Origin of the sequence: Nitrosomonas sp. PY1, assembly GCF_022836435.1 — a bacterium.
Lineage (GTDB): Bacteria > Pseudomonadota > Gammaproteobacteria > Burkholderiales > Nitrosomonadaceae > Nitrosomonas.
Genome location: NZ_BQXC01000001.1, coordinates 1 through 22,568, shown reverse-complemented (window position 1 = coordinate 22,568; position 22,568 = coordinate 1). Strand labels below are relative to the sequence as shown.

At 42.5% G+C, this 22,568-nt stretch carries 18 protein-coding genes and 1 riboswitch; of the genes, 13 read left to right on the top strand and 5 right to left on the bottom strand.

Annotated features, from left to right (window positions below; genetic code table 11):
- Positions 1-218: 218 nt before the first annotated feature.
- The 5 genes from W03_RS00090 (at position 219) to W03_RS00070 (ending at position 8,573) form a co-directional block, all read left to right on the top strand.
- The gene (locus tag W03_RS00090) at positions 219-3,623 is read left to right on the top strand and encodes a mechanosensitive ion channel domain-containing protein (RefSeq protein ID WP_244070189.1); all 3,405 of its coding nucleotides are present in this window, start codon (positions 219-221) and stop codon (positions 3,621-3,623) included.
- A gap of 311 nt (positions 3,624-3,934) precedes the next feature.
- A complete protein-coding gene (locus W03_RS00085; protein WP_244070187.1) occupies positions 3,935-4,387 on the top strand; it encodes a cytochrome c in 453 nt (150 codons plus the stop codon).
- 56 nt (positions 4,388-4,443) lie between these two features.
- Complete coding sequence (locus W03_RS00080; RefSeq protein WP_244070185.1) at positions 4,444-5,778, top strand: cbb3-type cytochrome c oxidase subunit I; 1,335 nt, start codon at positions 4,444-4,446, stop codon at positions 5,776-5,778.
- 6 nt (positions 5,779-5,784) lie between these two features.
- Positions 5,785-6,621: a CbbQ/NirQ/NorQ/GpvN family protein gene (locus W03_RS00075; protein WP_244070182.1), complete on the top strand. Its 837-nt coding sequence runs from the start codon at positions 5,785-5,787 to the stop codon at positions 6,619-6,621.
- Complete coding sequence (locus W03_RS00070; protein WP_244070180.1) at positions 6,621-8,573, top strand: nitric oxide reductase activation protein NorD; 1,953 nt, start codon at positions 6,621-6,623, stop codon at positions 8,571-8,573. Before W03_RS00075 ends, W03_RS00070 begins: the two co-directional genes overlap by 1 nt.
- Before the next feature lie 58 nt (positions 8,574-8,631).
- On the opposite strand, the gene W03_RS00065 is transcribed toward W03_RS00070, so the two are convergent.
- Positions 8,632-9,981 carry a TolC family outer membrane protein gene (locus W03_RS00065; RefSeq protein ID WP_244070178.1) on the bottom strand — a complete coding sequence of 450 codons (1,350 nt, stop codon included), beginning with the start codon at positions 9,979-9,981 and terminating at the stop codon, positions 8,632-8,634.
- A gap of 90 nt (positions 9,982-10,071) precedes the next feature.
- Positions 10,072-10,731: a protein-L-isoaspartate O-methyltransferase gene (locus W03_RS00060; RefSeq protein ID WP_244070176.1), complete on the bottom strand. Its 660-nt coding sequence runs from the start codon at positions 10,729-10,731 to the stop codon at positions 10,072-10,074.
- 69 nt (positions 10,732-10,800) lie between these two features.
- A riboswitch (TPP riboswitch) is annotated at positions 10,801-10,906 on the top strand.
- A gap of 36 nt (positions 10,907-10,942) precedes the next feature.
- On the opposite strand from W03_RS00060, the gene thiC reads away from it, so the two are divergent.
- From thiC to W03_RS00030, 6 genes are all read left to right on the top strand, one after another.
- Positions 10,943-12,835, top strand: coding sequence for a phosphomethylpyrimidine synthase ThiC (gene thiC / locus W03_RS00055; protein ID WP_244070174.1), 1,893 nt, complete (start codon positions 10,943-10,945; stop codon positions 12,833-12,835).
- Between the two features lie 46 nt (positions 12,836-12,881).
- On the top strand, positions 12,882-13,706 hold the full coding sequence (locus tag W03_RS00050) for an undecaprenyl-diphosphate phosphatase (RefSeq protein ID WP_244070172.1): 825 nt from the start codon (positions 12,882-12,884) through the stop codon (positions 13,704-13,706).
- 304 nt (positions 13,707-14,010) lie between these two features.
- Positions 14,011-14,208, top strand: a complete 198-nt coding sequence (locus tag W03_RS00045; protein ID WP_244070170.1) for a hypothetical protein — start codon at positions 14,011-14,013, stop codon at positions 14,206-14,208.
- 440 nt (positions 14,209-14,648) lie between these two features.
- On the top strand, positions 14,649-15,935 hold the full coding sequence (locus W03_RS00040) for a porin (RefSeq protein ID WP_244073665.1): 1,287 nt from the start codon (positions 14,649-14,651) through the stop codon (positions 15,933-15,935).
- A gap of 422 nt (positions 15,936-16,357) precedes the next feature.
- A complete protein-coding gene (locus tag W03_RS00035) occupies positions 16,358-16,645 on the top strand; it encodes a YqjD family protein (RefSeq protein WP_244070168.1) in 288 nt (95 codons plus the stop codon).
- Positions 16,646-16,665: 20 nt separating this feature from the next.
- Positions 16,666-17,163, top strand: coding sequence for a phage holin family protein (locus W03_RS00030; protein ID WP_244070166.1), 498 nt, complete (start codon positions 16,666-16,668; stop codon positions 17,161-17,163).
- A 48-nt stretch (positions 17,164-17,211) separates the two neighbouring features.
- Here W03_RS00030 and W03_RS00025 read toward each other — a convergent pair whose 3' ends face one another.
- The 3 genes from W03_RS00025 to W03_RS00015 form a co-directional block, all read right to left on the bottom strand.
- Complete coding sequence (locus W03_RS00025) at positions 17,212-18,348, bottom strand: PilT/PilU family type 4a pilus ATPase (protein ID WP_244070164.1); 1,137 nt, start codon at positions 18,346-18,348, stop codon at positions 17,212-17,214.
- Between the two features lie 50 nt (positions 18,349-18,398).
- Entirely contained in the window at positions 18,399-19,442 is a 1,044-nt protein-coding gene (locus W03_RS00020; RefSeq protein ID WP_244070160.1) for a type IV pilus twitching motility protein PilT, read from the bottom strand.
- 530 nt (positions 19,443-19,972) lie between these two features.
- Positions 19,973-20,167, bottom strand: coding sequence for a hypothetical protein (locus tag W03_RS00015; RefSeq protein WP_244070158.1), 195 nt, complete (start codon positions 20,165-20,167; stop codon positions 19,973-19,975).
- Between the two features lie 179 nt (positions 20,168-20,346).
- On the opposite strand from W03_RS00015, the gene W03_RS00010 reads away from it, so the two are divergent.
- Positions 20,347-22,176 (top strand): hypothetical protein, encoded by a 1,830-nt coding sequence (locus tag W03_RS00010; protein ID WP_244070156.1) that lies wholly within the window; start codon positions 20,347-20,349, stop codon positions 22,174-22,176.
- 120 nt (positions 22,177-22,296) lie between these two features.
- The coding region (locus W03_RS00005; protein WP_244070154.1) for a transposase at positions 22,297-22,568 on the top strand (272 nt) is incomplete at its 3' end.

Below are 22,568 nucleotides of genomic sequence, written 5' to 3'. Positions count from 1 at the left end.
ATTGAATAGTACATTGCTTATTAGATCGATTTTTTAGTGTTTTGTAAAACAAATGTCAGTGCGTAGTAACTAAAATAATATCTGTAACCATACGAAGTCATCAATCAATTCATAGCGTTGGGTGCTTCTTCGGCTGCCTATAAGCGGCTTTTGTATTTGAGTTAATTAAGGTATCTTTAAAATAAGTATCTTTCAGAACATTCCAAACATAAGAATTCATGTTAATCCAATCACTACTAAGATTCAGAACATTATTTTTGTTTTTAGTCATTTTTAGTTTGTTAACGCTAGCGGTTTTTTTTCCTCATTCGGCAATCGCTCAGAAACAGAAACCACAATCGCAACCGCAATCGCAGCCGCCCTCGCTGATGAAAGATATTGCAGCAGCAAAGAACGCGGTGGAGCGTAGCACCATGGGTGAAACTCAGAAGCAAATGGCCTTGGGGCATTTGGAAGAAGCAAAAACCAAAGAAGAAGAGATCATAACGATTAACGAGCACTTAACTGCTTTGCAAGCCGAAGTGGCAGAGCAACCAGAAAAAATAAGTAGACTGCAAAAGGATTTACTCATCAACCAAGAGCAAGAGTTTTTGGAATGGTCGAGACGGATTCCGGAGAATGCCGAAGGTTTTATGCTAGAGCAGTTTCTTGAGCAAGAGCGTACCACCATCGCAGATATACAAACCAAAACACTCGCAGCAACGCAAAAATTGACGGCGTTGATATCGCACTCTATCCAAACGGGTGAAGATACCACTTCTTTGCATCGCATGTTGGATGATGTGTCATTACCAGTAGTGATTCAGAACGATGAACCAACAACTTTATTCGAGGCACGAAAGTTAAGGCGTATTAGCGAACAGCGCTTATTAAAAGCGACGATAGATTTGCAAAATGCGGAACAAAGTACGGCTTCGCAACGGCAAAGTTTCTATGAAACGCTTTTGCGGGATTTATATTTCCGGCAAGGATTGCACGAAAAGCGCGTGGAATATTTACAGAAACGTATTTCAGATCGTGGTCGTATTGAGTTGAAAGCTTTGGTCAGTCAATTAGCGCAGCAAGAGCAGGATCTGATTGGCTCTGTTCCACTTTTGGTTTCAATTGCGCATGAGAACCTTGTTATTGGCGAGAAGATGTTGCATCAAAATGAAATGTTGTTGCACGATCGAAGCGATCTGACGAGTATTGGGTATGCACTTAGACATATCGCAGATAGCCTACGAGATAGCCGTGCAAGGCTCGATGTAGGAGGTATCAATGAACGCGTAGGTCGTTGGCTCTGGGGGGAACAGCGTCGGTTAAGGCCGACAGAGCGCTTAGAGTTGCGTTTAAAATCAATTCGTGATGATTTGTCGGACTTGAGACTGGAACGTATTGTCTTGAATGAGCAGCAACGGGATCTGGTTGATTTTGATGATATGGCGGATGCCATGATCAATAAAGCTGCAAGTAAAAATGGTTTGGAGCAAACAAATGGCAATACGCATCATGTATTGGTCTCACTTTTGCAGAAGCGTGCTGAACTGTTAGTGATGCAAGATTCATTGTCTCAAAAACGTATTTCGACTCTGGAAAAAAGTGAACATGAATTGCAAGAACAAATTCGCGTGACACAAGATTTACAGCAAATGTTGAGCCGTCATTTGCTGTGGATTCCAAGTCATGGCATGGTCGATAACAAGTGGTTAGAGAAAGTGTCCGAAGGTTTTCATGATTTAATCAAACCATCGCGTTATGCTATGACGTTGGAACTAAGTTTACAGAGTTTCCATCGAGATCCGCTACCCTGGGTGATCGCTTTATTGCTCATCATCGTACTAATTGAATTGCGAAGGCGTGCGCCATCACGGATTGCAGCACTTGCTGAGAGCACTTATCAAATCCGTAAAGATAGTTATACGGTTACGATACGAGCATTGATTTGGACTATTATAGGAGCTTTGCTATATCCTTCCATTTTAGCGGCACTAGGGCTGCTATTGCAAAATATTGGCAGTCCAGGGCGTTTTAGCCATTCTTTGGGGCTCGCACTCATGAGAGTGATAGCACCGTTATTTGCCGCCGCGCTACTGTTCTGGGTAAATAAGGACAAAGGAATTGCTCAAGCGCATTTCCGGTGGACAAAACAAAGACGAGAAGTATTGCGTCAATGGTTACCACTATCAACGGCTATTGTACTATTTCTCTATTTTGTCGGTAATTTAGCTTTTATTCGTCGCGTTGATTTAGCCATTGATGTGCAAGCGCGCATAGCCATTGTGGCGTGTTGTATCGTATTAGCTTGGGTTCTCTGGCGTGTACTGGATGTTGGCAAGCTCTGGGTAGTTCGAGGCGCAGTCAGTGAACCATCAAGCTTAAGAAAGTTTTTGCGGTGGTCGCTACCTCTTGCTTTCATTTTTGTGGCAACGCTAGCAATGACGGGCTATATCTATACGGCTGGAATTATATTGCGATCTGCCTTGGCCAGTTTTAGCGTAATCGTTGCAATTGCATTGATTGGCGCCATGTTGGCGCGGTGGTTTTTGCTGGGAGAGAGGCGCCTAGCGTTGCACCGTCTGGAGGAACGTCGCTTGGCGGCTGAAGCCGCTGAGGAATCCAGCGGCGTTGTTACACCCGAGTTAAGCGAAAATGTCACTTTGGAGCAAGTCAATACACAGACAGGCCGCTTATTGAGTGTATTGCGTATTACTTTACTGATCGTAGGATTGACTTGGGTCTGGGTTTCAATTTTGCCTGCGGTTGCCAAGCTGGATGAGATTGAACTATGGGATTTTAGTGAAACCGGACCGGATGGACAGATCACAACGAAGCCCGTGACTTTGATGGCATTCATTTTTGGATTGATTACGCTAATGATAACAGTGGCTGGTGCGAGAAATCTGCCTGGATTAATTGAAATCAGTTTGTTGTCGCATATCCGCATTGATGCCGCATCGCGATATGCGATAACGAGTGTTTTGCGTTATGCGATTGTAATTGGAGGAACAGTTTTGGGTTTGGGCTTTTTCGGAATGCGTTGGTCACAATTGCAATGGATGGCCGCCGCGTTGTCTGTTGGACTTGGGTTTGGGTTACAGGAAATTTTTGCTAACTTTGTTTCCGGTATTATTCTATTGTTTGAAAGACCGTTTCGCGTAGGGGATCTTATTACCGTCGATGAGTTTTCCGGTAGAGTAACTAAAATTCGAACTAGGGCAACAACGATCTTGGATTTTGATAATAAGGAAATCGTTATTCCTAATAAAACATTTATTACCGGACAGCTTACCAATTGGACGCTAACCGATAACATTACACGGGTTATTATTCGTGTTGGTGTTGCCTATGATTCTGATGTCAACCAGGTACGCGCATTATTGCTACAAGCTGCACAAGAGGATGAGCGAGTATTGAAAGAACCGGAGCCATCTTGTTGGTTCATGGCATTCGGTGCTAGTACGCTAGACTTTGAATTGCGTGTTTTTGTTGATACGGTTAATTTGCGCACGGAGATTCAAGATGCAATGAATACGCGGATTCTTGGATTATTCGATGAGCATCATATTGAAATTTCCTTTCCGCAGCTTGATTTACATGTGCGCGATGTCCCTGAAGCAAAACCTCAAGAAAAACTTACTTAATCATTTCTGCAAACACTTGAAAAGCGCAAGAGGTTTATGAGGTTGATAAATTTTAGATCATAATTACTGCTTTGGTTGTGTTCGAGGGTTCTTCTATCCCTATGATAGATTTCATTTCTTATGTTTTATTCGCTTTGTACCTTGCTGACTTGACGAGTTTATCGATACTTCTTTAGCTTTTATTCTTATAACATTTAAGCTAGAATCAAGTCCGGATTCGATGAAAACAACATATCCATTTGATTATTATGGATAATACTCCTCTATGCTAAAGAGGTTTTTAATGTCTGCCAATCAGGAGTAACATTAATATGGCCGAATATTTAACCAAATCAGCCGCACGTAATATTTTCTACGGTGGCTCTATTTTTTTTCTAGTAGCTTTCACAGTTTTAACCATTCACAGTCATTTTTACATGGTTAATACGGCGACTGATGAATCTACGCTGACAGAGTCGGTTGCGCGAGGTAAGCATGTATGGGAGCGTCATTCTTGTATTAATTGCCATTCTTTACTTGGGGAAGGCGCTTATTTTGCTCCCGAATTGGGTAATGTTTGGGTTCGCTACGGCGGCAAGCAGAGCCCGGAAGGGGCTCGATTAGGACTTAAGGCATGGATGCGCGCACAGCCGACCCGTATTGAAGGACGGCGACAAATGCCCCAGTTTAATTTAAGCGAGCAGGAACTGGATGATTTGATAGATTTTCTCGAATGGACGAGTCGTATCAATACCCTTGGCTGGCCACCCAATGTTTCTGGTTAACATCTGATCATTCAAGTTATTCTATTTACTTAGATACAGTCTTAGGAGACATATCAATGAAATATGATTCACAGGGGCTTGCCTTCCCCTATTTTATAGCTGCTCTTGCTTTATTCCTGGTTCAGATTTTGGCTGGTTTGTTGGCTGGTACTGTTTACGTATTTCCAAATTTTCTTTCGGAAGCCGTACCTTTTCACATTTTCCGGATGATTCATACCAATGCGCTGCTGGTTTGGTTGTTGCTCGGTTATTTTGGCGCCAGTTATTTTTTGATTCCGGAAGAAAGTGAACGGGAAATTCATAGCCCTAAACTGGCGTGGTTGCAACTGGGCATTTTTGTTTTTGCGGCGTTAGCTGCGGTAGGTAGTTATCTTTTGGGCATTCACGAAGGACGGGAATTTCTGGAGCAGCCTTTCTTGGTCAAAGTCTTAATGGTTATTGCTTTTTTGATATTCATTTATAATGTCACCATGACTGTGCTCAAAGGACGCAAAACGGTCGTGTCTGTTGTGTTGTTATTGGGTTTATGGGGTGCGGCAATTTTCTTTATGTTTGCGTTTTATAACCCCGATAATCTTGCTGTCGATAAACTGTATTGGTGGTGGGTCGTGCATGTATGGGTGGAAGGCGTATGGGAACTCATTATGGCAGCCATGTTGGCATTTTTGCTGATCAAATTAACTGGCGTTGATCGCGAAGTGATTGAAAAATGGTTGTATGTCATTGTCGGTTTTTCATTGTTTAGTGGTTTGCTTGGAACGGGCCATCATTACTACTGGATCGGTGCGCCAGAATACTGGCACTGGATTGGTCTTATATTTTCTTTTTTAGAAGTTGTTCCATTTTTTGCCATGATGTTATGGGCTTTTTACTTAGTCAAGAAAAGTGGCCGAGATCATCCTAACAAAGCAGCTATTCTCTGGAGCTTGGGTTGTCCGGTCATGGCTTTCATTGGCGCTGGACTGCTTGGCCTCATGCACAGCTTTCCATCGATTAATTTCTATACGCATGGCACACAACTGACGGCTGCACATGGCCATCTGGCTTTTTATGGTGCTTATGTGATGCTGAATTTGGCGTTCTTCACTTATGCGCTACCTGCGTTGCGCAAACTACAGCCCTTCAATCAAACCTTGAATATTTGGAGCTTCTGGCTTATGAATGCCGCCATGATCGGTATTACGTTTGCATTGGTATTCGCGGGTATCCTGCAAACGCATTTGCAGCGTGTGCTGGAGATGGGATACATGAAAGTACAATCGCAAATCGAATTATTTTACTGGCTACGTTTGGGGGCTGGAGTGTTTTTTATCATTGGTGCACTGATGTTTATTTATTCGGCGTTAGGCCCAGCACGTGAACAGGCCTTGACATCGAAGCACACACATTAACAACCGATGATCGATCACAGAATCGTTCAAAAGACTGTTGGCGCTGCATATGATCCGCAGATAACAGAGATTCCATTTTACCGACCAATTGGTCATGAATGCGCATTGTTTGAAACTGCCTATCGAGAAGGCTTACCGCTGTTGATTAAAGGACCAACCGGTTGTGGTAAAACTCGATTTGTTACGCACATGGCTGCTCGCCTAGGGCGGCCATTACATACAGTTTCTTGCCACGATGATTTGACAGCGGCGGATTTGACAGGGCGTTACTTGCTGCAAGGCGGTGAAACAAAATGGGTTGATGGACCATTGACTCGCGCTGTCCGAGAAGGTGGTATCTGTTATCTGGATGAGATCGTAGAAGCACGTAAAGATGTGACGGTTGTGCTGCATCCATTGACAGATGACCGACGGATTTTACCTTTGGAACGGTCTGGCGAATTACTGAAAGCTCCGCATCAATTCATGTTGGTAGTATCTTACAACCCAGGCTATCAGAACATTCTGAAATCCCTAAAGCCTAGTACACGCCAGCGCTTCATTTCTATTAGCTTTGACTTTCCCCCACCTGCTATCGAGGCTCAAATCATCGCCACGGAAAGTGGCTTACCCGAATCACAGTGTATTTCCCTCGCTGCACTGGCCCAACGGTTGCGCGCATTGAAAGATGTTGATCTGGAAGAGGTTGTATCTACACGGTTGTTGATCTACTGCGCTACGTTATTGAAGAATGGCCTCAATCCCTATCAAGCTGCTGAAGCGGCACTAGTAGAACCATTGTGCGACGACCCGGAAGTGAAACAAGGATTGTTGGAGTTAATTGACGCGACGTTTGGTCGATAATGAAATGGCTTGAATTTACCGAACTGGAGGAACAGGTCGGTCACTTATGGCACCGCATGATTGGTAAATCTCCTAGCTATCAGCGCTATCCGGAGGCGGCTGTGTCATTGGATAACGTGCGCGTTGCACTCGGTGTTTTTTTTCGTGGAATGGGCGGCGCACCAGGTGTGGGTATTATTGCAGGAGCGCAGCAATCGTCAGAACATCGACTGATGCTGCGTCAACGTCTCGGTATGATGCAAGAATCAATTGCTCCGATTGAATGCAACGCAGAGCGCATGCTGCTTCCAGAAACACTCGATTATTTTTCAGACAATGACTTAAATCGACAACATTATTTTTGGCTCGCTGTGTTTTTCGCTACAGCGAACGACTTGAACTGTTCGTCGTCGTTAAAGCGCTCTGATCTTTTGCAAGCCGATCTTGCTTTTTTGCACCAGGCTTACTGGATAAGTACCCATACTAATCAGCGTTATCCAAGGTTGGCTCAAAGCTACCGCAGGCTTTGTATCGCCATCAAGGAGTCACGGCCTCAGCGTTCACTGACAGCACAAGAGCAAGCTGTCGAGAACGTAATTCAGGTAATGTTGGGAGCGCAACCATACATGGATACATTAGGAAGTATTTTTTTACAAGCTATCCAACAGCCAGTGCCCGATTTTACACAATGGCATGCTACTAGAAATTATCGTACCTTTTTACCGGTGCCGCTATGGGGGAAAATAAGTGCTCATCTAAAGTCTGAAAATGCTAAGCCGGATGATTTGGATGATCATTCAGCACATAGTGCCGAGACCAATGAAAAACAGCGCAATAAAAAAAGCCGCTGGGAAAAACAAGATCAAAGTACGCGCGATGACCCGTTGTTATTGAATCGTTTCGAGAAATTGATGAGTTGGTCCGAAATGGTCAATGTTAATCGAGCGGTACAGGACGATGAAGAGGATACCGCTAAAGATGCCGCGGAAAAACTGGAAGAAATTACGCTAAGTCCTAATGAGCAGCGTGTTGCTACTCGATTGAAGTTTGATTTGGATCTCTCGCCAGGCGATGTCGATCCGGCGATATTAATTTCCGAACTGGTTTATCCGGAATGGGATTTCAGGCGTAAACAGTATCATGCCCAACAATGTCGGATTATCTTTCAGCACGCAACTGAAAGTGCTGAACAGTGGGAACCCGATCTTCAGGCGAAAAAGCGTTTTCGCAAAATTCGCCGTCAATTTGAGGCGCTACGGCCAAAACGTGAAAGGCTTCATCGTCAATTGGATGGCACTGAGCTCGATATGGATGCTTTAGTACGTGCAAGATGTGATCTGCATGCAACCGGTAATAGTTCGGACCGAATCTACCTTGATACACGGCAGCAGTCTCGTGATTTGAGCGTTGCCATTCTGATGGATGTTTCCTTATCCACAGATAGTTGGATTGGTGGTAGGCGGATTCTTGATATTGAAAAAGAGGCATTAATCACGCTTGCGACAGGACTTGCCACTTGTCGCGATACATTCGCCATTTACACGTTTACGTCACGCAAGCGGGATTATGTGCGTGTCACTGAAGTGAAAAATTTTACTGAGGCATTTGATGCTCGCTTACTTCGGCGTATCGCAGCATTACGCCCAGGGTATTACACACGTATGGGTGCAGCTTTGCGACATACCAGCAAACTTCTCAAACATCGTACTGAACGGCATCGCCTGCTCCTGCTCCTGACCGATGGCAAGCCGAACGATCTCGATTATTACGAAGGTCGTTATGGTGTTGAAGATACCCGACAAGCTATTATTGAGGCTCGTCATGCAGGCTTGTCCGTGTTTGGGATTACGATAGACCACAAAGCACAGGATTATTTTCCTTATTTGTTTGGTAGGGGTGGCTATACGATTGTGGCTCGACCAGACCGACTCTCTCATGTGTTGCCTGTAATCTATCAGCAATTAATCCAATAAACAAATAAAAGAATCTGCGGTTTGGTAAAAACTGCGCGAATTAATTTCGTAAGAATGACTACTTAACCAGCATAGCATTGACTTGTATCAAAGCGTCTTCATCTAACTCACCGGTTTCTGCGGTTAAGCGTAACCGTGACATTAAATAGCTGTGATAAGCTTTGGCTAAATCACGTTTGGCAGCATACATTTGTTGTTGTGCATTTAAAACATCGACCTCGGTTCGGACGCCAACTTGTTGCCCCAACATTGTTGATTCCAACTGTGTTTGACTAGATTTGTAAGCTTGTTTAAGTGCTTTGACTTGTGCAATACCGTTGGTAACATTCAGATACTGTTGGCGCACTTGTAAGGTAATGTTGCGTCGGGTATTTTCCAAATCGTGGTAGGACTTTTCTTTTAACGCTATTGCTTCACGAACCTTGGACTGTACCGAAAAGCCTTGAAATATCGGGACATTGAGTTGTACTCCAATGGATTTTGATATGAGATCAATACCGCGGCCGGTAATTGCTGCACCCACATTTTCTTGAGCGCTATATTGGGCAACCAAATCTAATGTTGGATAGTGTTGCGCGTTGATTCTTTTAACCTCCTGAAGTGCTAGTTCATAGGCAGCCTGCTGTATTTTTAACGTAAAGTTTTGTGATTCAGCGACTTGCACCCATTCGTCCATGGTTTTGTATTTCAACCCTGTCAATTCAGAGATAATTTCTTTCGCACCTGTCAGATGCTCAGGAAAGTGGGTCGTGACACTTTGCAGCGTGCGCTTCCGGATTTCCAGCGCATTCCGGGCAGCAATTTCTTGCGATAGCGTTAAATCGTAACGTGCTTGCGCTTCATTGGTATCTACAATAGTGGCAGTGCCTACTTCAAAATTACGCTTGGCTTGCTCTAATTGTTTTTGGATGGCTTTTTTCTGTGTTTCAACGACTTCTATATCGATTTGTGCATCCAAGACATCAAAATAGGCTTGTGAAACGCGTAAAATCAAATCCTGTCCAGCCACGATAAATTGCGCATCGGCTCGACTTACCTCTGTTTTCGATTGCTGGTAGATAATGATGTTTTCCATACGAAACAGCGGTTGCGTTGCAGTCACGACAACGCTTCCCGTATGGATAGTATTTTCAGGAGGATTAACCGGCATCCCTGTAGTAGAGGAAATTACTTTTCCTGGGTTGATTTGTTGAATAGAGCGAGCCGCAGAAACTCCAATATTCGGTAAAAAGCCGGCTCGACCCTGAATCGTCTTTTCTTGGGTTGCTTCATAAATAGCTCGTGCTGAACGGTACTGCGCATCGTGTGCCAACGCATCTTGGTATACCCCCATCAAATCCGCCGCTGCGAGCAGGGGATGCCAGAAGGCAATGATGAATGCGACTAGAATCAGTTGCCACAGTTTCATATTGATTTCCGATAGCTTCGTGGAATCAATGAGACTGTACCAATAGTAAGCTCGCTTTGATGGTTACCGTAGCTAAGTTTTTGTAGAGATTCAAAATAAAAATTTTTCCGGTTGTTGTGCATTCATTAGGGGAGTGATACTGGTTTCAAAAAGATTGCGAGTTGTAAACTCAGTTAATCCAGTACGCGTAATCAACAAAGCTTGCATGACTGGATCTTCTCCGACAATTGCAAACAGGCGACCACCAATATTCAAGCTTTGTTTAAAAACTTCCGGCAGTACTGGAGTCGATCCGGTGAGCGCGATGACATCATAAGGGGCATATTTAGTCCATCCTTGTGCAGCATCGCCTTGTTCAAGCGTGACATTCTGAATGTTATACCCTTTTAGATTTTTTTCTGCCAGTAATTTAAGTTCTGGCAAGATTTCCACGCTGTATACGTGATTGCCTTTTTCAGCTAATAGTGCGGTCATATAGCCGCTGCCGCTACCAACCTCTAAAATTTTATCGTTTTTGGTAATTTTTAGTTCCTGTAAAATACGTGCTTCAACTTTGGGTTCAAGCATGATTTGCCCATATCCTAAAGGGATTTTCATATCAACAAAAGCCAGTGAGCGATTTTCATGGGGAACGAAATCTTCACGTTTAATTTTATATAGCATATCCAAAACACTATCATCCAAAACATACCATGGACGAATTTGCTGTACTACCATAAGAGATCGGGTTTCTTCGATTTCGAGATTCATTGTGATCATCCGTTTTTTTTAATTTTAAGAGTAAGACTTGCAATTATTTCATATTTCCATTAGCTTCACAGCATCGGCTAGGGGTCCGTTTTCAGAATTATCTGATTTCTGGTGAGAAAGTCCCTTAATACCTGACGCGGATAATGCCGCCGTAGGGAAGCTGGGATTGAACCCCTGCTCTTTATGGCATTTTTTAAGGAGCGATTATTTTATGAATTCAATTTTAAACCCAAAGCTTTTTTCCAATACTTCTGCGCAAGTCGATGCTGCGGCGATTAAGCCGCTACCGAATTCCCGGAAAATCTATGTGCAAGGATCGCGTTCCGATCTCCGCGTACCTATGCGTGAAATTCGTCAAAGCGACACAACTACGAGTAAAAGCGCAGAAAAAAACCCATCTATTTGGGTGTACGATACTTCAGGCCCCTATACCGATTCATCGGCGAAAATCGATATCCGCGAAGGACTACCTGCACTGCGTGAAAATTGGATTGCTGAGCGGAGCGATACAGAAATATTATCCAGCCACAATTCGACTTACAGTCAATCTCGCCTAAATGATCCTCAATTGGCTGGCATGCGTTTTAATTTACAGCGAAAACCTCGCCGTAGCAAAGCCGGTTTGAATGTTACCCAGATGCATTATGCGCGTCGTGGTCTCATTACGCCAGAAATGGAGTACATCGCTATTCGAGAAAATCAGCGTGTGGAAGTTTTTAATGCGGAACATCATGCAATACTGACGCGTCAACATCCGGGGCACGATTTTGGTGCATCTTTGCCTAAAATGATTACGCCGGAATTCGTTCGCGACGAAGTAGCACGTGGACGCGCCATTATTCCAGCCAACATCAATCATCCAGAATCCGAGCCCATGATCATAGGGCGCAATTTTTTGGTTAAGATCAACGCAAATATCGGTAACTCTGCGTTAGGCTCTAGTATCCAGGAAGAAGTTGAAAAAATGACTTGGGCGATTCGTTGGGGGGGTGATACCGTAATGGATTTGTCTACTGGCAAAAACATCCATGAAACCCGCGAATGGATTATTCGTAATAGTCCGGTACCAATTGGTACTGTACCGATTTATCAAGCATTAGAGAAAGTCGATGGCAAAGCGGAAGAACTGACCTGGGAAATTTTTCGTGATACTTTGCTAGAGCAAGCCGAGCAAGGCGTTGATTATTTCACTATTCATGCGGGGGTACGCTTGGCTTATGTACCGATGACAGCAAAGCGTATGACTGGTATCGTATCTCGCGGCGGTTCAATCATGGCAAAGTGGTGCTTGGCGCACCATCAAGAAAGCTTTCTATATACGCATTTTGAAGATATTTGTGAGATTATGAAAGCGTATGATGTCAGTTTCTCGCTTGGCGATGGTTTGCGTCCAGGTTCTATTCATGATGCGAATGATGAAGCGCAGTTTGCCGAGCTCAAAACGCTCGGCGAATTAACACAAATTGCGTGGAAGCATGATGTGCAGACCATGATTGAAGGACCTGGTCATGTGCCGATGCATTTAATCAAAGAGAACATGGATTTGCAGTTGAAATATTGCGATGAAGCACCTTTTTATACGCTCGGTCCACTGACAACCGATATTGCACCTGGTTATGATCACATTACGTCTGCGATTGGCGCTGCAATGATCGGGTGGTATGGTACGGCAATGTTGTGTTATGTCACACCCAAAGAGCACCTCGGCTTGCCAGATAAAGATGATGTCAAAGACGGTATCATTACTTATAAAATAGCTGCACACGCAGCCGATTTGGCAAAAGGTCACCCCGGTGCGCAAGTCCGTGATAATGCGTTATCGAAAGCACGTTTCGAATTCCGTTGGGAAGATCAATTTAATTTGAGTCTCGATCCTGACAAAGCGCAACAGTTTCACGATGAAACCTTACCGCAAGAGGGTGCCAAGGTGGCACACTTTTGCTCAATGTGTGGGCCGCATTTTTGTTCCATGAAAATTACACAGGATGTTCGTGATTATGCTGCTAGCCAGGGCGTTGCCGATGACGAAGCTTTACAGCTGGGAATGGTGCAAAAATCAGCGGAATTTAAGGAAAAAGGATCTGAAATTTACGGTAAATTGTAAGTTCTTTTTTGTATCCAATTAATTTTGCAGGCGTACCAATAGCCCAATGGATTTTATTTTATTATTAAAAGCGCTCATTCTAGGTGTAGTGGAAGGAATGACGGAATTTCTTCCCATTTCTTCCACTGGCCATTTAATTTTGGTTGGTAGTTTGTTAGATTTCAATGATGAGCGTGGCATGGTATTTACGATTGCTATTCAGTTTGGAGCCATTCTGGCGGTTTGTTGGGAATATCGTAATAAGGTAATACAAGTGATCAGTGGTGTAGGTCGTAATGCTACTGCCAATCAGTTTGTGATGAATCTCATGATTGCATTTTTACCGGCTGCAATATTGGGATTCTTCTTCATTAAGATCATTAAAGACTATTTATTTCATCCTATCCCGATTGCGATCGCGTTGATTATCGGTGGTTTATTGATTTTGTGGGTAGAGCGTCGAGAACATCCCATCGAAGTAGCAAACGTTGATGACATGAATTGGAAGCATGCGCTCAAAATAGGTTGTGCGCAATGTTTGGCGCTTATCCCCGGTACATCGCGTTCAGGCGCCACTATTATCGGTGGATTACTTTTTGGCTTGTCTCGAAAAACTGCTGCAGAATTTTCTTTTTTCCTGGCGATTCCTACGATGTTCGCTGCAACGGTCTATGATGTTTACAAAAATCGTGAATTACTCGAGTGGGGGGACCTCAGTATGTTCGCGGTTGGTTTCGTCTCCGCTTTTATCAGTGCATTAATCGCAGTACGAGGATTGGTTCGTTTTGTTAGTAATCATGATTTTACGATTTTTGCTTGGTATCGTATCGTGTTTGGTATCATGGTGTTACTGACAGCGTATAGCGGTATGATTGAATGGTCTAAAAATTAATACGTTAATTTATTGCCTTTATTAATCATGATCTTGAGGAAATAGTGTTTTGCAAGAACTTTCTTATGGAAGTAATTCCTGATGCCCTCTCCTGTTTTTTTATTCAGAGCGATGTTTCCACAGACTACGATCCAAATTCAATGAATCGAGTGATATGAATATGTTGAATATGAGAAACTGTGCATGGTTGTGCTCTTGATTACCCAGTCCGATGCTACAATTTAGTTTTAAATCAATAGCACTAAGTGTGAGCATGAGTTTCTCTAAATTGGATGCAACTCGTCACCCTCGAAAAGGGAATTCTTTGAAGCAAATTGATCAATTAATCGACTGGAACTTGCTAGAGAAAGCGGTTGCAGTTCATTATGCACCGGTATCGGATGAAGCGGGTCGTCTTACTTATTCGGGGATGTTGTTGATTAAACCTAGAATCAGGGCTGCTTGTGAAGTGGTGAACGGTCGCGAAGAGCGAAATGATGAAACTCGATGCCAAACTCGATAAAGCTGCGAGAGGTCACCTTTGATTACAGTGCAGTGGCCTTATCATAAAGGCTATGTTATATCGTAATCATGCCTTAGACAACCAAGTTAGATGGTCAATACAAGCACTTGTCACGAATGAAAGCATTATTACATGCTGGAAATATCCTAGTAATTATGGCGTATGAATTGAGAAGACTGCCGAGATTCTTATTGATTACCTATCGAACAAACAAATAGAGATATTGTGTTTTCTCAAACGGAAATGGCTGGCCTAAAATGATTTTTTCAGATTAGTTTTTAGTAAATGGTAAAAAACTATCTGATTGTTTACAAATGAAAACCTCAAATTACTTTAAAATAAGAAAGTTACGTGAATTTGCAAAGATCTCTCAGAAACCACCTTTAAAATACGATGTAATTTGGCTTCTTTTTGTCATTGTAGGCGCATTAATTTTTATCATGCAGACCGAAAGCCTTCACGCCAATAGTTTTATGAATTATTTAAAAAACAAAGAACTAGAGCTTGGCGGTTGGATTCATGGCGGGGCAACATTTAATCCTAGTCAGAGTAATGGTTTTAATGGTCCGGTTATTTTTGCTGACGAAGCCAATCGGTTTCAGTTGAATCAATTGAATTTGTTCATGCGCCGTGGAGTTAGGAGTTCAGGTAATACCTTCGATTGGGGCGGTCGCTTTGATTTTATGTTTGGAACTGACTCCATATTTACCCAGGCATTCGGTGTACCAGCTTATGACGTCAATTCCGGTGAGCCGCTAAAAAGGAATGACTGGGATCTCGATCTATGTTGTAACTCGACAAAAACCTATGGTATCGCGCTACCACAAGCTTATCTGAAAGCATATGTGCCTGTTGGTAACGGGCTTGTCGTCAAACTGGGTCACTTTTATACGCCAACAGGGTTTGAAACGGTTCCGGCACCGGAGAATTTTTTCTATACTCGGGGTTATACCATGAATATTGGAGAACCTTTCACGCATACTGGAATGTTGGCAAGTTATAATGTTAATAGCAACTGGAATATTTTGGCGGGAGCGGTTACCGGTAGTGCAACCGGTGGTTGGGATGGTGGCTGGAATAGACAACTTGGTAATTGGAGTGGTCTTGGCGGCTTTACATGGAACTCCGATAACAAGGCTACTACCCTGCATTTTTCTGGTACCTATGGTGAAACTTCTAGTCATAGTAGTGAAATATGGGCCTTTTACAATATCGTATTGCAACACAAAATTACTCCTAAAACGCTATTAGTTTTGCACCATGTTTATGGGTATGCGGGCGGTATATTACTGAATAATCTCAAATATACTAATGCCGTTAAAAATGCGGAATGGATGAGTGCACTCGTGCATTTATACTATGATTTAACCGAAAATGTATCGATCGGTTTCCGCGGGGAATGGTTCCGTGATGAAGCTGGTTTCCGCAATCCATCCCCATATCGCGTCTCCGCTGACGTTGGGGACGTAAACGGTACAGCAATCAGTTTTGCTGGTAACTTGAGCAGCGTCACAGTCACCCCGGCTGATTATTACGATGCAACTATTGGACTGAATTGGAAAGCGGCTCGTTCATTGCAGCTCAAATGGGATTGGTTAAAAAAGCTTACCCTTCGCACCAATATTCGCTACGACCGTGTTGATGCGCTTAATCCGCCTGCTTATAGACCATTCGGGGGAAACAAAGATCAGATACTGTTTTCAATGGATTTCGTATTGCCTTTTTAGTGGGTCTCGAGCATTATTACATAAAGCTCGCAAAAAACTAAGATTAGGATGGCTGACGTATAACTTGAAGATGAAAAAACTCCCTAACTCTTCGCTATTACCGATTGATCACATAAACGTATGAATATTTTGTCCTATTGACCGGAAATAGGTGAACTAAAGCTAGTTATCACAAATCATAAGGAGGCTAAAGTGGGTAGATATTTTTTAGCATGGTTACTCGAAGTGCCGACAAGCGTATTGGTAATTATTTATTTGCTGAATATGTAATTTCTCAAGTACTCTATAATCAATAGCAAATTGAAAAATAAAGTAGGATCGTTTTCTGGACACTGCCTGAAATTCTTGTCTAAAACGCAAGAAGGGTTTCTTGTGATTTAATTTCCGGTTACCAAACTTAAATTTAAATGGAGGGCTGAAATATGGCAACAACAGATGAATTCAGTAAAGAAATGGATCAGATGAAAAAAGACTTTGCTAATCTGCGTAATGATATTGGATCGATATTGACTTCAGTGAAGGATCTGGCAGAAAAACAGGGGCAAAATGTTGCTGATTTGGCTCATGATGCTGAAAAAACTGTCAAAAAACAAGCTAGGGAAGTGGGAGTAAATATGGAAAAATATATTGAAGAACGACCTTTAACCAGTGCGCTTGTGGCTTTTGGTGGTGGTTTTATAATCGGTATGCTATTGAGTAATAGGCGTTAGCTGTTAGCGTTGCAGCATAAATGCTACCAAAATTGTTGACAGAAACGCTTGCTGCTGAAACAGCTAAGCTGTGGAAGGGATCAGTCAGATTGGCCATAATCATGGCCTTTCTGGGCTTGTCCGTAATGGCAATGATCGTGGGTGTAATTTTTGTGCTCATTGGTTTGTATTTGTCGTTAGCCGAGATAATGCCTTACTGGCAAGCTGGAGCAATTGTTGGTGGAGGAGTATTTTTACTTGCTGCGCTGCTACTAATAATTATCTCTCAGCAAGGTGGAAGAAGTGCGCCACCGAAACCACCGAAAAATGTTAATCGTCTAGCCGCACAGGTTTCCCCTGATGATTCTACTACTCAATTAGGATCGGTAATTGGAGATATTGTTGCCAAGTCAAATGTTAAAAAAAGCGACATTGTACTGACGGTTCTAATCTCTGGCATAATACTTGGTGCTAGTCCTAGTTTACGTCAACAGATATTGAATGCCATCTCAGAAATAACTAAGTCTAAAGATAAGTGATTTTTAGTACATGGATAGAATCTAAAAATACTTGGTTTCTAAGATAATCTAGGTTATTGTCAGATGCTCTATTCCAGAGGAAAAGTCTTTTTCTTTAACTTCGTTACCCCTTAGTTTTATTTGTAAGCGAAGTTCATTCATGGAGTCCGCATTTCTCATGGCATCTTCATAACCAATTTTTCCTGCTTCATACAACTCAAAAAGCGCTGTATCAAATGTTTGCATTCCAAGCTCGCGCGATTTCTTCATAATTTCTTTGATTTCATGTACATCGCCTTTAAAAATTAGATCAGCAATCAACGGTGAATTGAGCAATACTTCAATCGCTGCTACGCGGCCCTTGCCACTTTTTGCGGGAATCAAGCGTTGTGCAACCAGCGCTTTAAGATTCAAAGATAGATCCATCAGTAATTGCATGCGTCGCTCTTCCGGGAAAAAATTGATAATGCGATCTAATGCCTGATTTGCACTGTTTGCGTGTAAGGTGCCCATGCATAAATGCCCTGTTTCTGCAAATGCGATTGCATGTTCCATCGTTTCACGATCACGTATCTCGCCGATCAAAATAACATCAGGTGCTTGTCGCAAGGTATTTTTTAGAGCTGCTTCCCATGAATCAGTATCAACTCCGACTTCACGTTGTGTGATAACGCAGTTAATATGTTCGTGAACATACTCCACAGGATCTTCAATGGTAATGATATGGCCATGGCTATTTTTATTACGATGACCAATGAGTGATGCCATTGAGGTCGATTTTCCAGAACCGGTACCGCCAACAAAAATTACTAAACCTCGTTTGCTCATAACGACTTCTTTCAGTACTTGCGGAAGTCCTAAATCATCAAACTCAGGAATTTTAGTAGTAATGGTTCGCAGCACAATCCCGACACGCTGTTGCTGTACGAAAGTATTGACACGAAAACGCCCTATGCCCGTGGGATTAATTGCGAAATTGGCTTCTTTACTTGCTTCAAACTCTATCGCTTGTTTCTCATTCATAATTGCCCGTGCAAGCGTTTCAGTGTGGAGTGCTGACAGTAATTGTTGAGAAACCGGGGTCATTTTTCCATCTATCTTTAATGCCGGTGGGAATCCGGCAGTAATGAATAAGTCCGATGCTTTTTTGCTTAACATCAAACGCAGTAAATCATGCATAAATTTTGTTGCTTGATCTTTATCCATAGTATCACCGAAAACTTTTCATAAAATAACGCTAATTGATATTTTGCTTGCTAAACTCTGAAATTATCTTTATTCATTGCTTGCGTACGCGCTTCAGCCGTTGAAACAACGCCACGTTTCACTAGATCTGTTAAATTCTGGTCAAGCGTTTGCATACCTGCACCCTGCCCGGTTTGAATGGCCGAATACATTTGTGCTACCTTACCTTCTCGTATTAGATTTCGGATAGCTGGAGTGCCAATCATGATTTCATGTGCAGCAACACGGCCTTTGCCGTCTTTCGTTTTTAGCAATGTTTGCGAAATAACCGCACGTAATGATTCGGATAGCATCGCGCGGATCATTTCTTTTTCCTCTGCTGGAAATACGTCAATAATACGATCGATTGTTTTAGCAGCAGAGCTAGTATGTAAGGTACCAAAAACCAGATGTCCGGTTTCCGCTGCAGTCATAGCTAAACGTATCGTTTCCAAATCCCGCATCTCACCCACGAGAATGATGTCAGGATCCTCACGTAAAGCTGAACGTAAAGCATTTGAGAAACTTAACGTATCCCTTCCAACTTCCCTTTGGTTAATCAGGCATTTTTTGCTTTCATGCACAAACTCGATTGGATCTTCTAATGTTAAAATGTGCCCGTAATCATTTTCATTGATGTCATTAATCATGGCTGCCAAAGTTGTCGATTTACCGGAGCCTGTTGGACCTGTTACTAAAACTACACCACGCGGTTGTTTGGCAATTTCTGCAAAAACTTTCGGTGCTTTAATATCCTCCAAAGTAAGTACTTTGGAGGGAATTGTTCGCATTACTGTTGCCGCGCCTCGTTGAGTATTGAATGCATTAACACGAAAGCGTGCCAGATTCGGAACAGCAAACGAAAAATCACACTCGAGATGTTCCTCGTAAGCTTTTCTTTGACTGTCGTTCATAATGTCGTACACCATGCTGTGTACTTCTTTATGTTCCATTTCAGGCAAATTGATTCGACGAATCTCACCATGTACTCGAATCATGGGGGGCATACCGGATGAAAGATGTAAATCTGATGCACCATTTTTGACTACAAAAGCCAGTAGCTCCAATATACTCATATCGTCATTCCAAGTGATTATGTCGAATAAAAGCTTCCAGCACTCAAATACAATTTGTTTGCCGTAGAATTTAAATGCCTTCCTAGTTAACGGGATAACAAGGTAATAATTAAGAAAAAATAGCAATGATCAACGATTATGATCTTTGCCGATAGGAATTTCGTTTCTTGAAAGATGCTAGGGGGGAAAGGCAATGTACTAAGCACGCAAGTATGGTTATTTGTTCAAAGTAAATTGACGACAAGACTAATTATCATCCAGTTAAAATCTCGGAATGTCGAGAAATAATTGTAGAAAGTAGATATCCAACACGCTAATTTTGGTTGAGCTTACGAACTGTAAGTTTGGATTCAATAGTTTCTTGAGAATTAAGATAGTCGGCATACGATCAAAGATTCTGGTGATGACACTCTTTAATCCGAATACATGATGTTGGAGTTTAAAAATGTGCTCTATAATCAGTTCACCGACTGTTCCGATTATAGAGCACTAAGATAGCTCAATGCTGAGCTCAATGAAACCTGAAAAGGTTAGTAGCTTGATTTCTCTTCTGTAGATCGAGCTTTACCACCACCTTCCTGATCACCCGCAGGAATTTGGTGGAAAGGTTGGATGGTTTTTCCATAAGCACCGGGATCAGGCGTTTCTGGCGCCGTCGGTCTACCACCACAAGCAGTTACGGCGATTACTACAGACGATAAAATCAACAAATGCTTAATATTCATATAAATCCTTTATATTTGTTATTTAAAAACTAAATTTTTATCAAGGCCTGCATACGATACTGAATCTTGCTACATGCATTCTTGATCTTAATCAAGTTTTTCTGATCTTCATTGAGGGTCACGTGTAAATAACTGATTTATCAAGAAATCGATTAGATCTAGTTATCTTTTTGATAAAAATGCAATATGAATTCATCGATGCTGCAATTCGTGAAAAGGGCTTTCGCGTTCTTTACTTCGTGCGGCAATTAAAGGCAAAGGAGAAATACATGCTGTTGAGAAATGTTCAATTTACAGAAATTTATTTAGCACTGACGATAGGTGTTTTACTACAATCCTGCGCAATCAAAAGTGACACTATTTCAGCAAGTTCATCCGAAAAATCTCAAATAACAAACAACACGCATCAACACGTTATGTCAGATACGAAGACCGCGTGTTCGGATGAGCTGTTTGCTGCAAAATTATATCAATTGGGAGAGCACTCTTTTCCTGTGACCACGCAAAACCAAGATGCACAACGATATATGAATCAGGGATTGAATTTTTCTTATGGATTTAATCACACTGAAGCGGGGTGTGCTTTCCGAGAAGCGGCGAATCTCGATCCCAATCTTGCGATGGCTTATTGGGGGCAGGCTCTGGTATTGGGTCCTAATATTAATGCAGAAATGAATGCCACTTTGGAAATGCAAGCTCACACATTGGTGCAGCAAGCTAAGTCTTTGATGCAAAATATATCGCCACGTGAACAAGTACTGATCAACGCTTTGGAAAAGCGCTATACAGGTCACGCCAAGGATCGGACAACGAACAATAAAGCATACGCGCAAGCTATGCGCAAAGCCCATCAACGATTTCCGGACGATCAAGACATTGCGGTATTATTTGTCGAAGCGGTAATGGATTTGCATTCGTGGGGCTATTGGATGCCTGATGATACACCTTACGAAGGAATCGCTGAAATCGTGGGTGTTACCGAGCAAATTCTAAAAGTAAACCCGAAACATCCGGGGGCGCTGCACATGTATATTCACTTGATGGAATCAACCAAGAATCCTGAAAAAGCGGAACAATCTGCCGACACCTTGTTGACGTTGGTACCGGAAGCAGGGCACTTAGTACATATGACGTCGCATATTTATCAGCGTGTCGGACGTTATGCTGACGCCATCAAGAGCAATCAAATGGCTATTGCGGTCGATGAAAGTTACCTTGCTAGGTGCCAAGATAGAGGACCTTATACTACTACATACTATCCTCATAACATTCATTTCCTTTGGTATGCCGCAACCTTGGATGGACAAAGTCAATTGGCCATTGAAGCGGCACGCAAAGTAGCCAGTAAAGTTGATGACACCATGTTGAATGAAATACCCATCACGGCATTTTTTCGTGTCACTCCTTATTGGGCATTGGCTCGTTTTGGATATTGGCAAGAAATTTTGCGAGAACCTGCACCTCCCGCTTCCAATCTTTTTTTGATGGGTAGCTGGCACTATGTAAGAGGTCTCGCGCAAGTTGCGACACAGCATATATCGCAGGCGGAACAGGAATTAGCAAAGTTGCATACCGTTCTTGAGCGCCTATCGAAAGATGATCCTATAATTTCAAAAAACTCCGCAAGTAGCATTCTTCGCATAGCAGCTGAGGTACTTGCTGGAGAAATTGCCGGAGCAAAAAACCAATTTGAGCAAGCAATTTTACATCTCGATAAAGCGATTCGGCTAGACGATGCCTTGCTGTACACCGAACCCCCTGAGTTTCATTTCCCGCCGCGCTTGGCTCTCGGCGCTATTTTGTTAAAAGCTGGTCGCGCCAATGAAGCAGAAACCGTTTATTGGGAAGATTTAAAATATGTTCGTAACAATGGTTGGGCACTTTTTGGACTAACACAAGCATTGACCGCACAAAATAAAACAGAACGTGCAGCAATTGTTAAAGAGAGGTTTGAGCAATCCTGGAAACGTACAGATGTGGAACTCAAAGCATCGAGATTCGGCCTATGAATTCAACTATACTCATTCAATCAAATGTAGTAATTCAGACGGCTTGTTGAAAAACCCCCAAATACTACGTTGAGTTAATAATAAAATAGGAGCTTCACTATCTACTGCCGATAAAGATCAATGCAAGGCAAGCAAACGCATCAACAGGAATTATTCTCGACGATAGATCTGGAAAGCTTCATTCCTAAGGATCATTTGTTACGTAAGGTGGATAAGCTATTAGATTTAGACTTTTTGTATGATCTGACAGAAGAGCTCTACTGTTTGGACAATGGACGAGCTTCCATCGATCCGGTATTGTTTTTTCGGATGCAATTGATCAGTTATCTGTTTGGGATTGAGTCTGACCGCCAGCTTTGCCGTGATATCCACTTAAATTTGGCATATCGCTG

Bases quoted from the DNA above. Each gene is read 5' to 3' on its own strand.
- W03_RS00090 (WP_244070189.1), top strand. From the start codon at position 219: ATGTTAATCCAATCACTACTAAGATTCAGAACATTATTTTTGTTTTTA.
- W03_RS00085 (WP_244070187.1), top strand. From the start codon at position 3,935: ATGGCCGAATATTTAACCAAATCAGCCGCACGTAATATTTTCTACGGT.
- W03_RS00080 (WP_244070185.1), top strand. From the start codon at position 4,444: ATGAAATATGATTCACAGGGGCTTGCCTTCCCCTATTTTATAGCTGCT.
- W03_RS00075 (WP_244070182.1), top strand. From the start codon at position 5,785: ATGATCGATCACAGAATCGTTCAAAAGACTGTTGGCGCTGCATATGAT.
- W03_RS00070 (WP_244070180.1), top strand. From the start codon at position 6,621: ATGAAATGGCTTGAATTTACCGAACTGGAGGAACAGGTCGGTCACTTA.
- W03_RS00065 (WP_244070178.1), bottom strand. From the start codon at position 9,981: ATGAAACTGTGGCAACTGATTCTAGTCGCATTCATCATTGCCTTCTGG.
- W03_RS00060 (WP_244070176.1), bottom strand. From the start codon at position 10,731: ATGAATCTCGAAATCGAAGAAACCCGATCTCTTATGGTAGTACAGCAA.
- thiC (WP_244070174.1), top strand. From the start codon at position 10,943: ATGAATTCAATTTTAAACCCAAAGCTTTTTTCCAATACTTCTGCGCAA.
- W03_RS00050 (WP_244070172.1), top strand. From the start codon at position 12,882: ATGGATTTTATTTTATTATTAAAAGCGCTCATTCTAGGTGTAGTGGAA.
- W03_RS00040 (WP_244073665.1), top strand. From the start codon at position 14,649: ATGCAGACCGAAAGCCTTCACGCCAATAGTTTTATGAATTATTTAAAA.
- W03_RS00035 (WP_244070168.1), top strand. From the start codon at position 16,358: ATGGCAACAACAGATGAATTCAGTAAAGAAATGGATCAGATGAAAAAA.
- W03_RS00030 (WP_244070166.1), top strand. From the start codon at position 16,666: ATGCTACCAAAATTGTTGACAGAAACGCTTGCTGCTGAAACAGCTAAG.
- W03_RS00025 (WP_244070164.1), bottom strand. From the start codon at position 18,348: ATGGATAAAGATCAAGCAACAAAATTTATGCATGATTTACTGCGTTTG.
- W03_RS00020 (WP_244070160.1), bottom strand. From the start codon at position 19,442: ATGAGTATATTGGAGCTACTGGCTTTTGTAGTCAAAAATGGTGCATCA.
- W03_RS00015 (WP_244070158.1), bottom strand. From the start codon at position 20,167: ATGAATATTAAGCATTTGTTGATTTTATCGTCTGTAGTAATCGCCGTA.
- W03_RS00010 (WP_244070156.1), top strand. From the start codon at position 20,347: ATGCAATATGAATTCATCGATGCTGCAATTCGTGAAAAGGGCTTTCGC.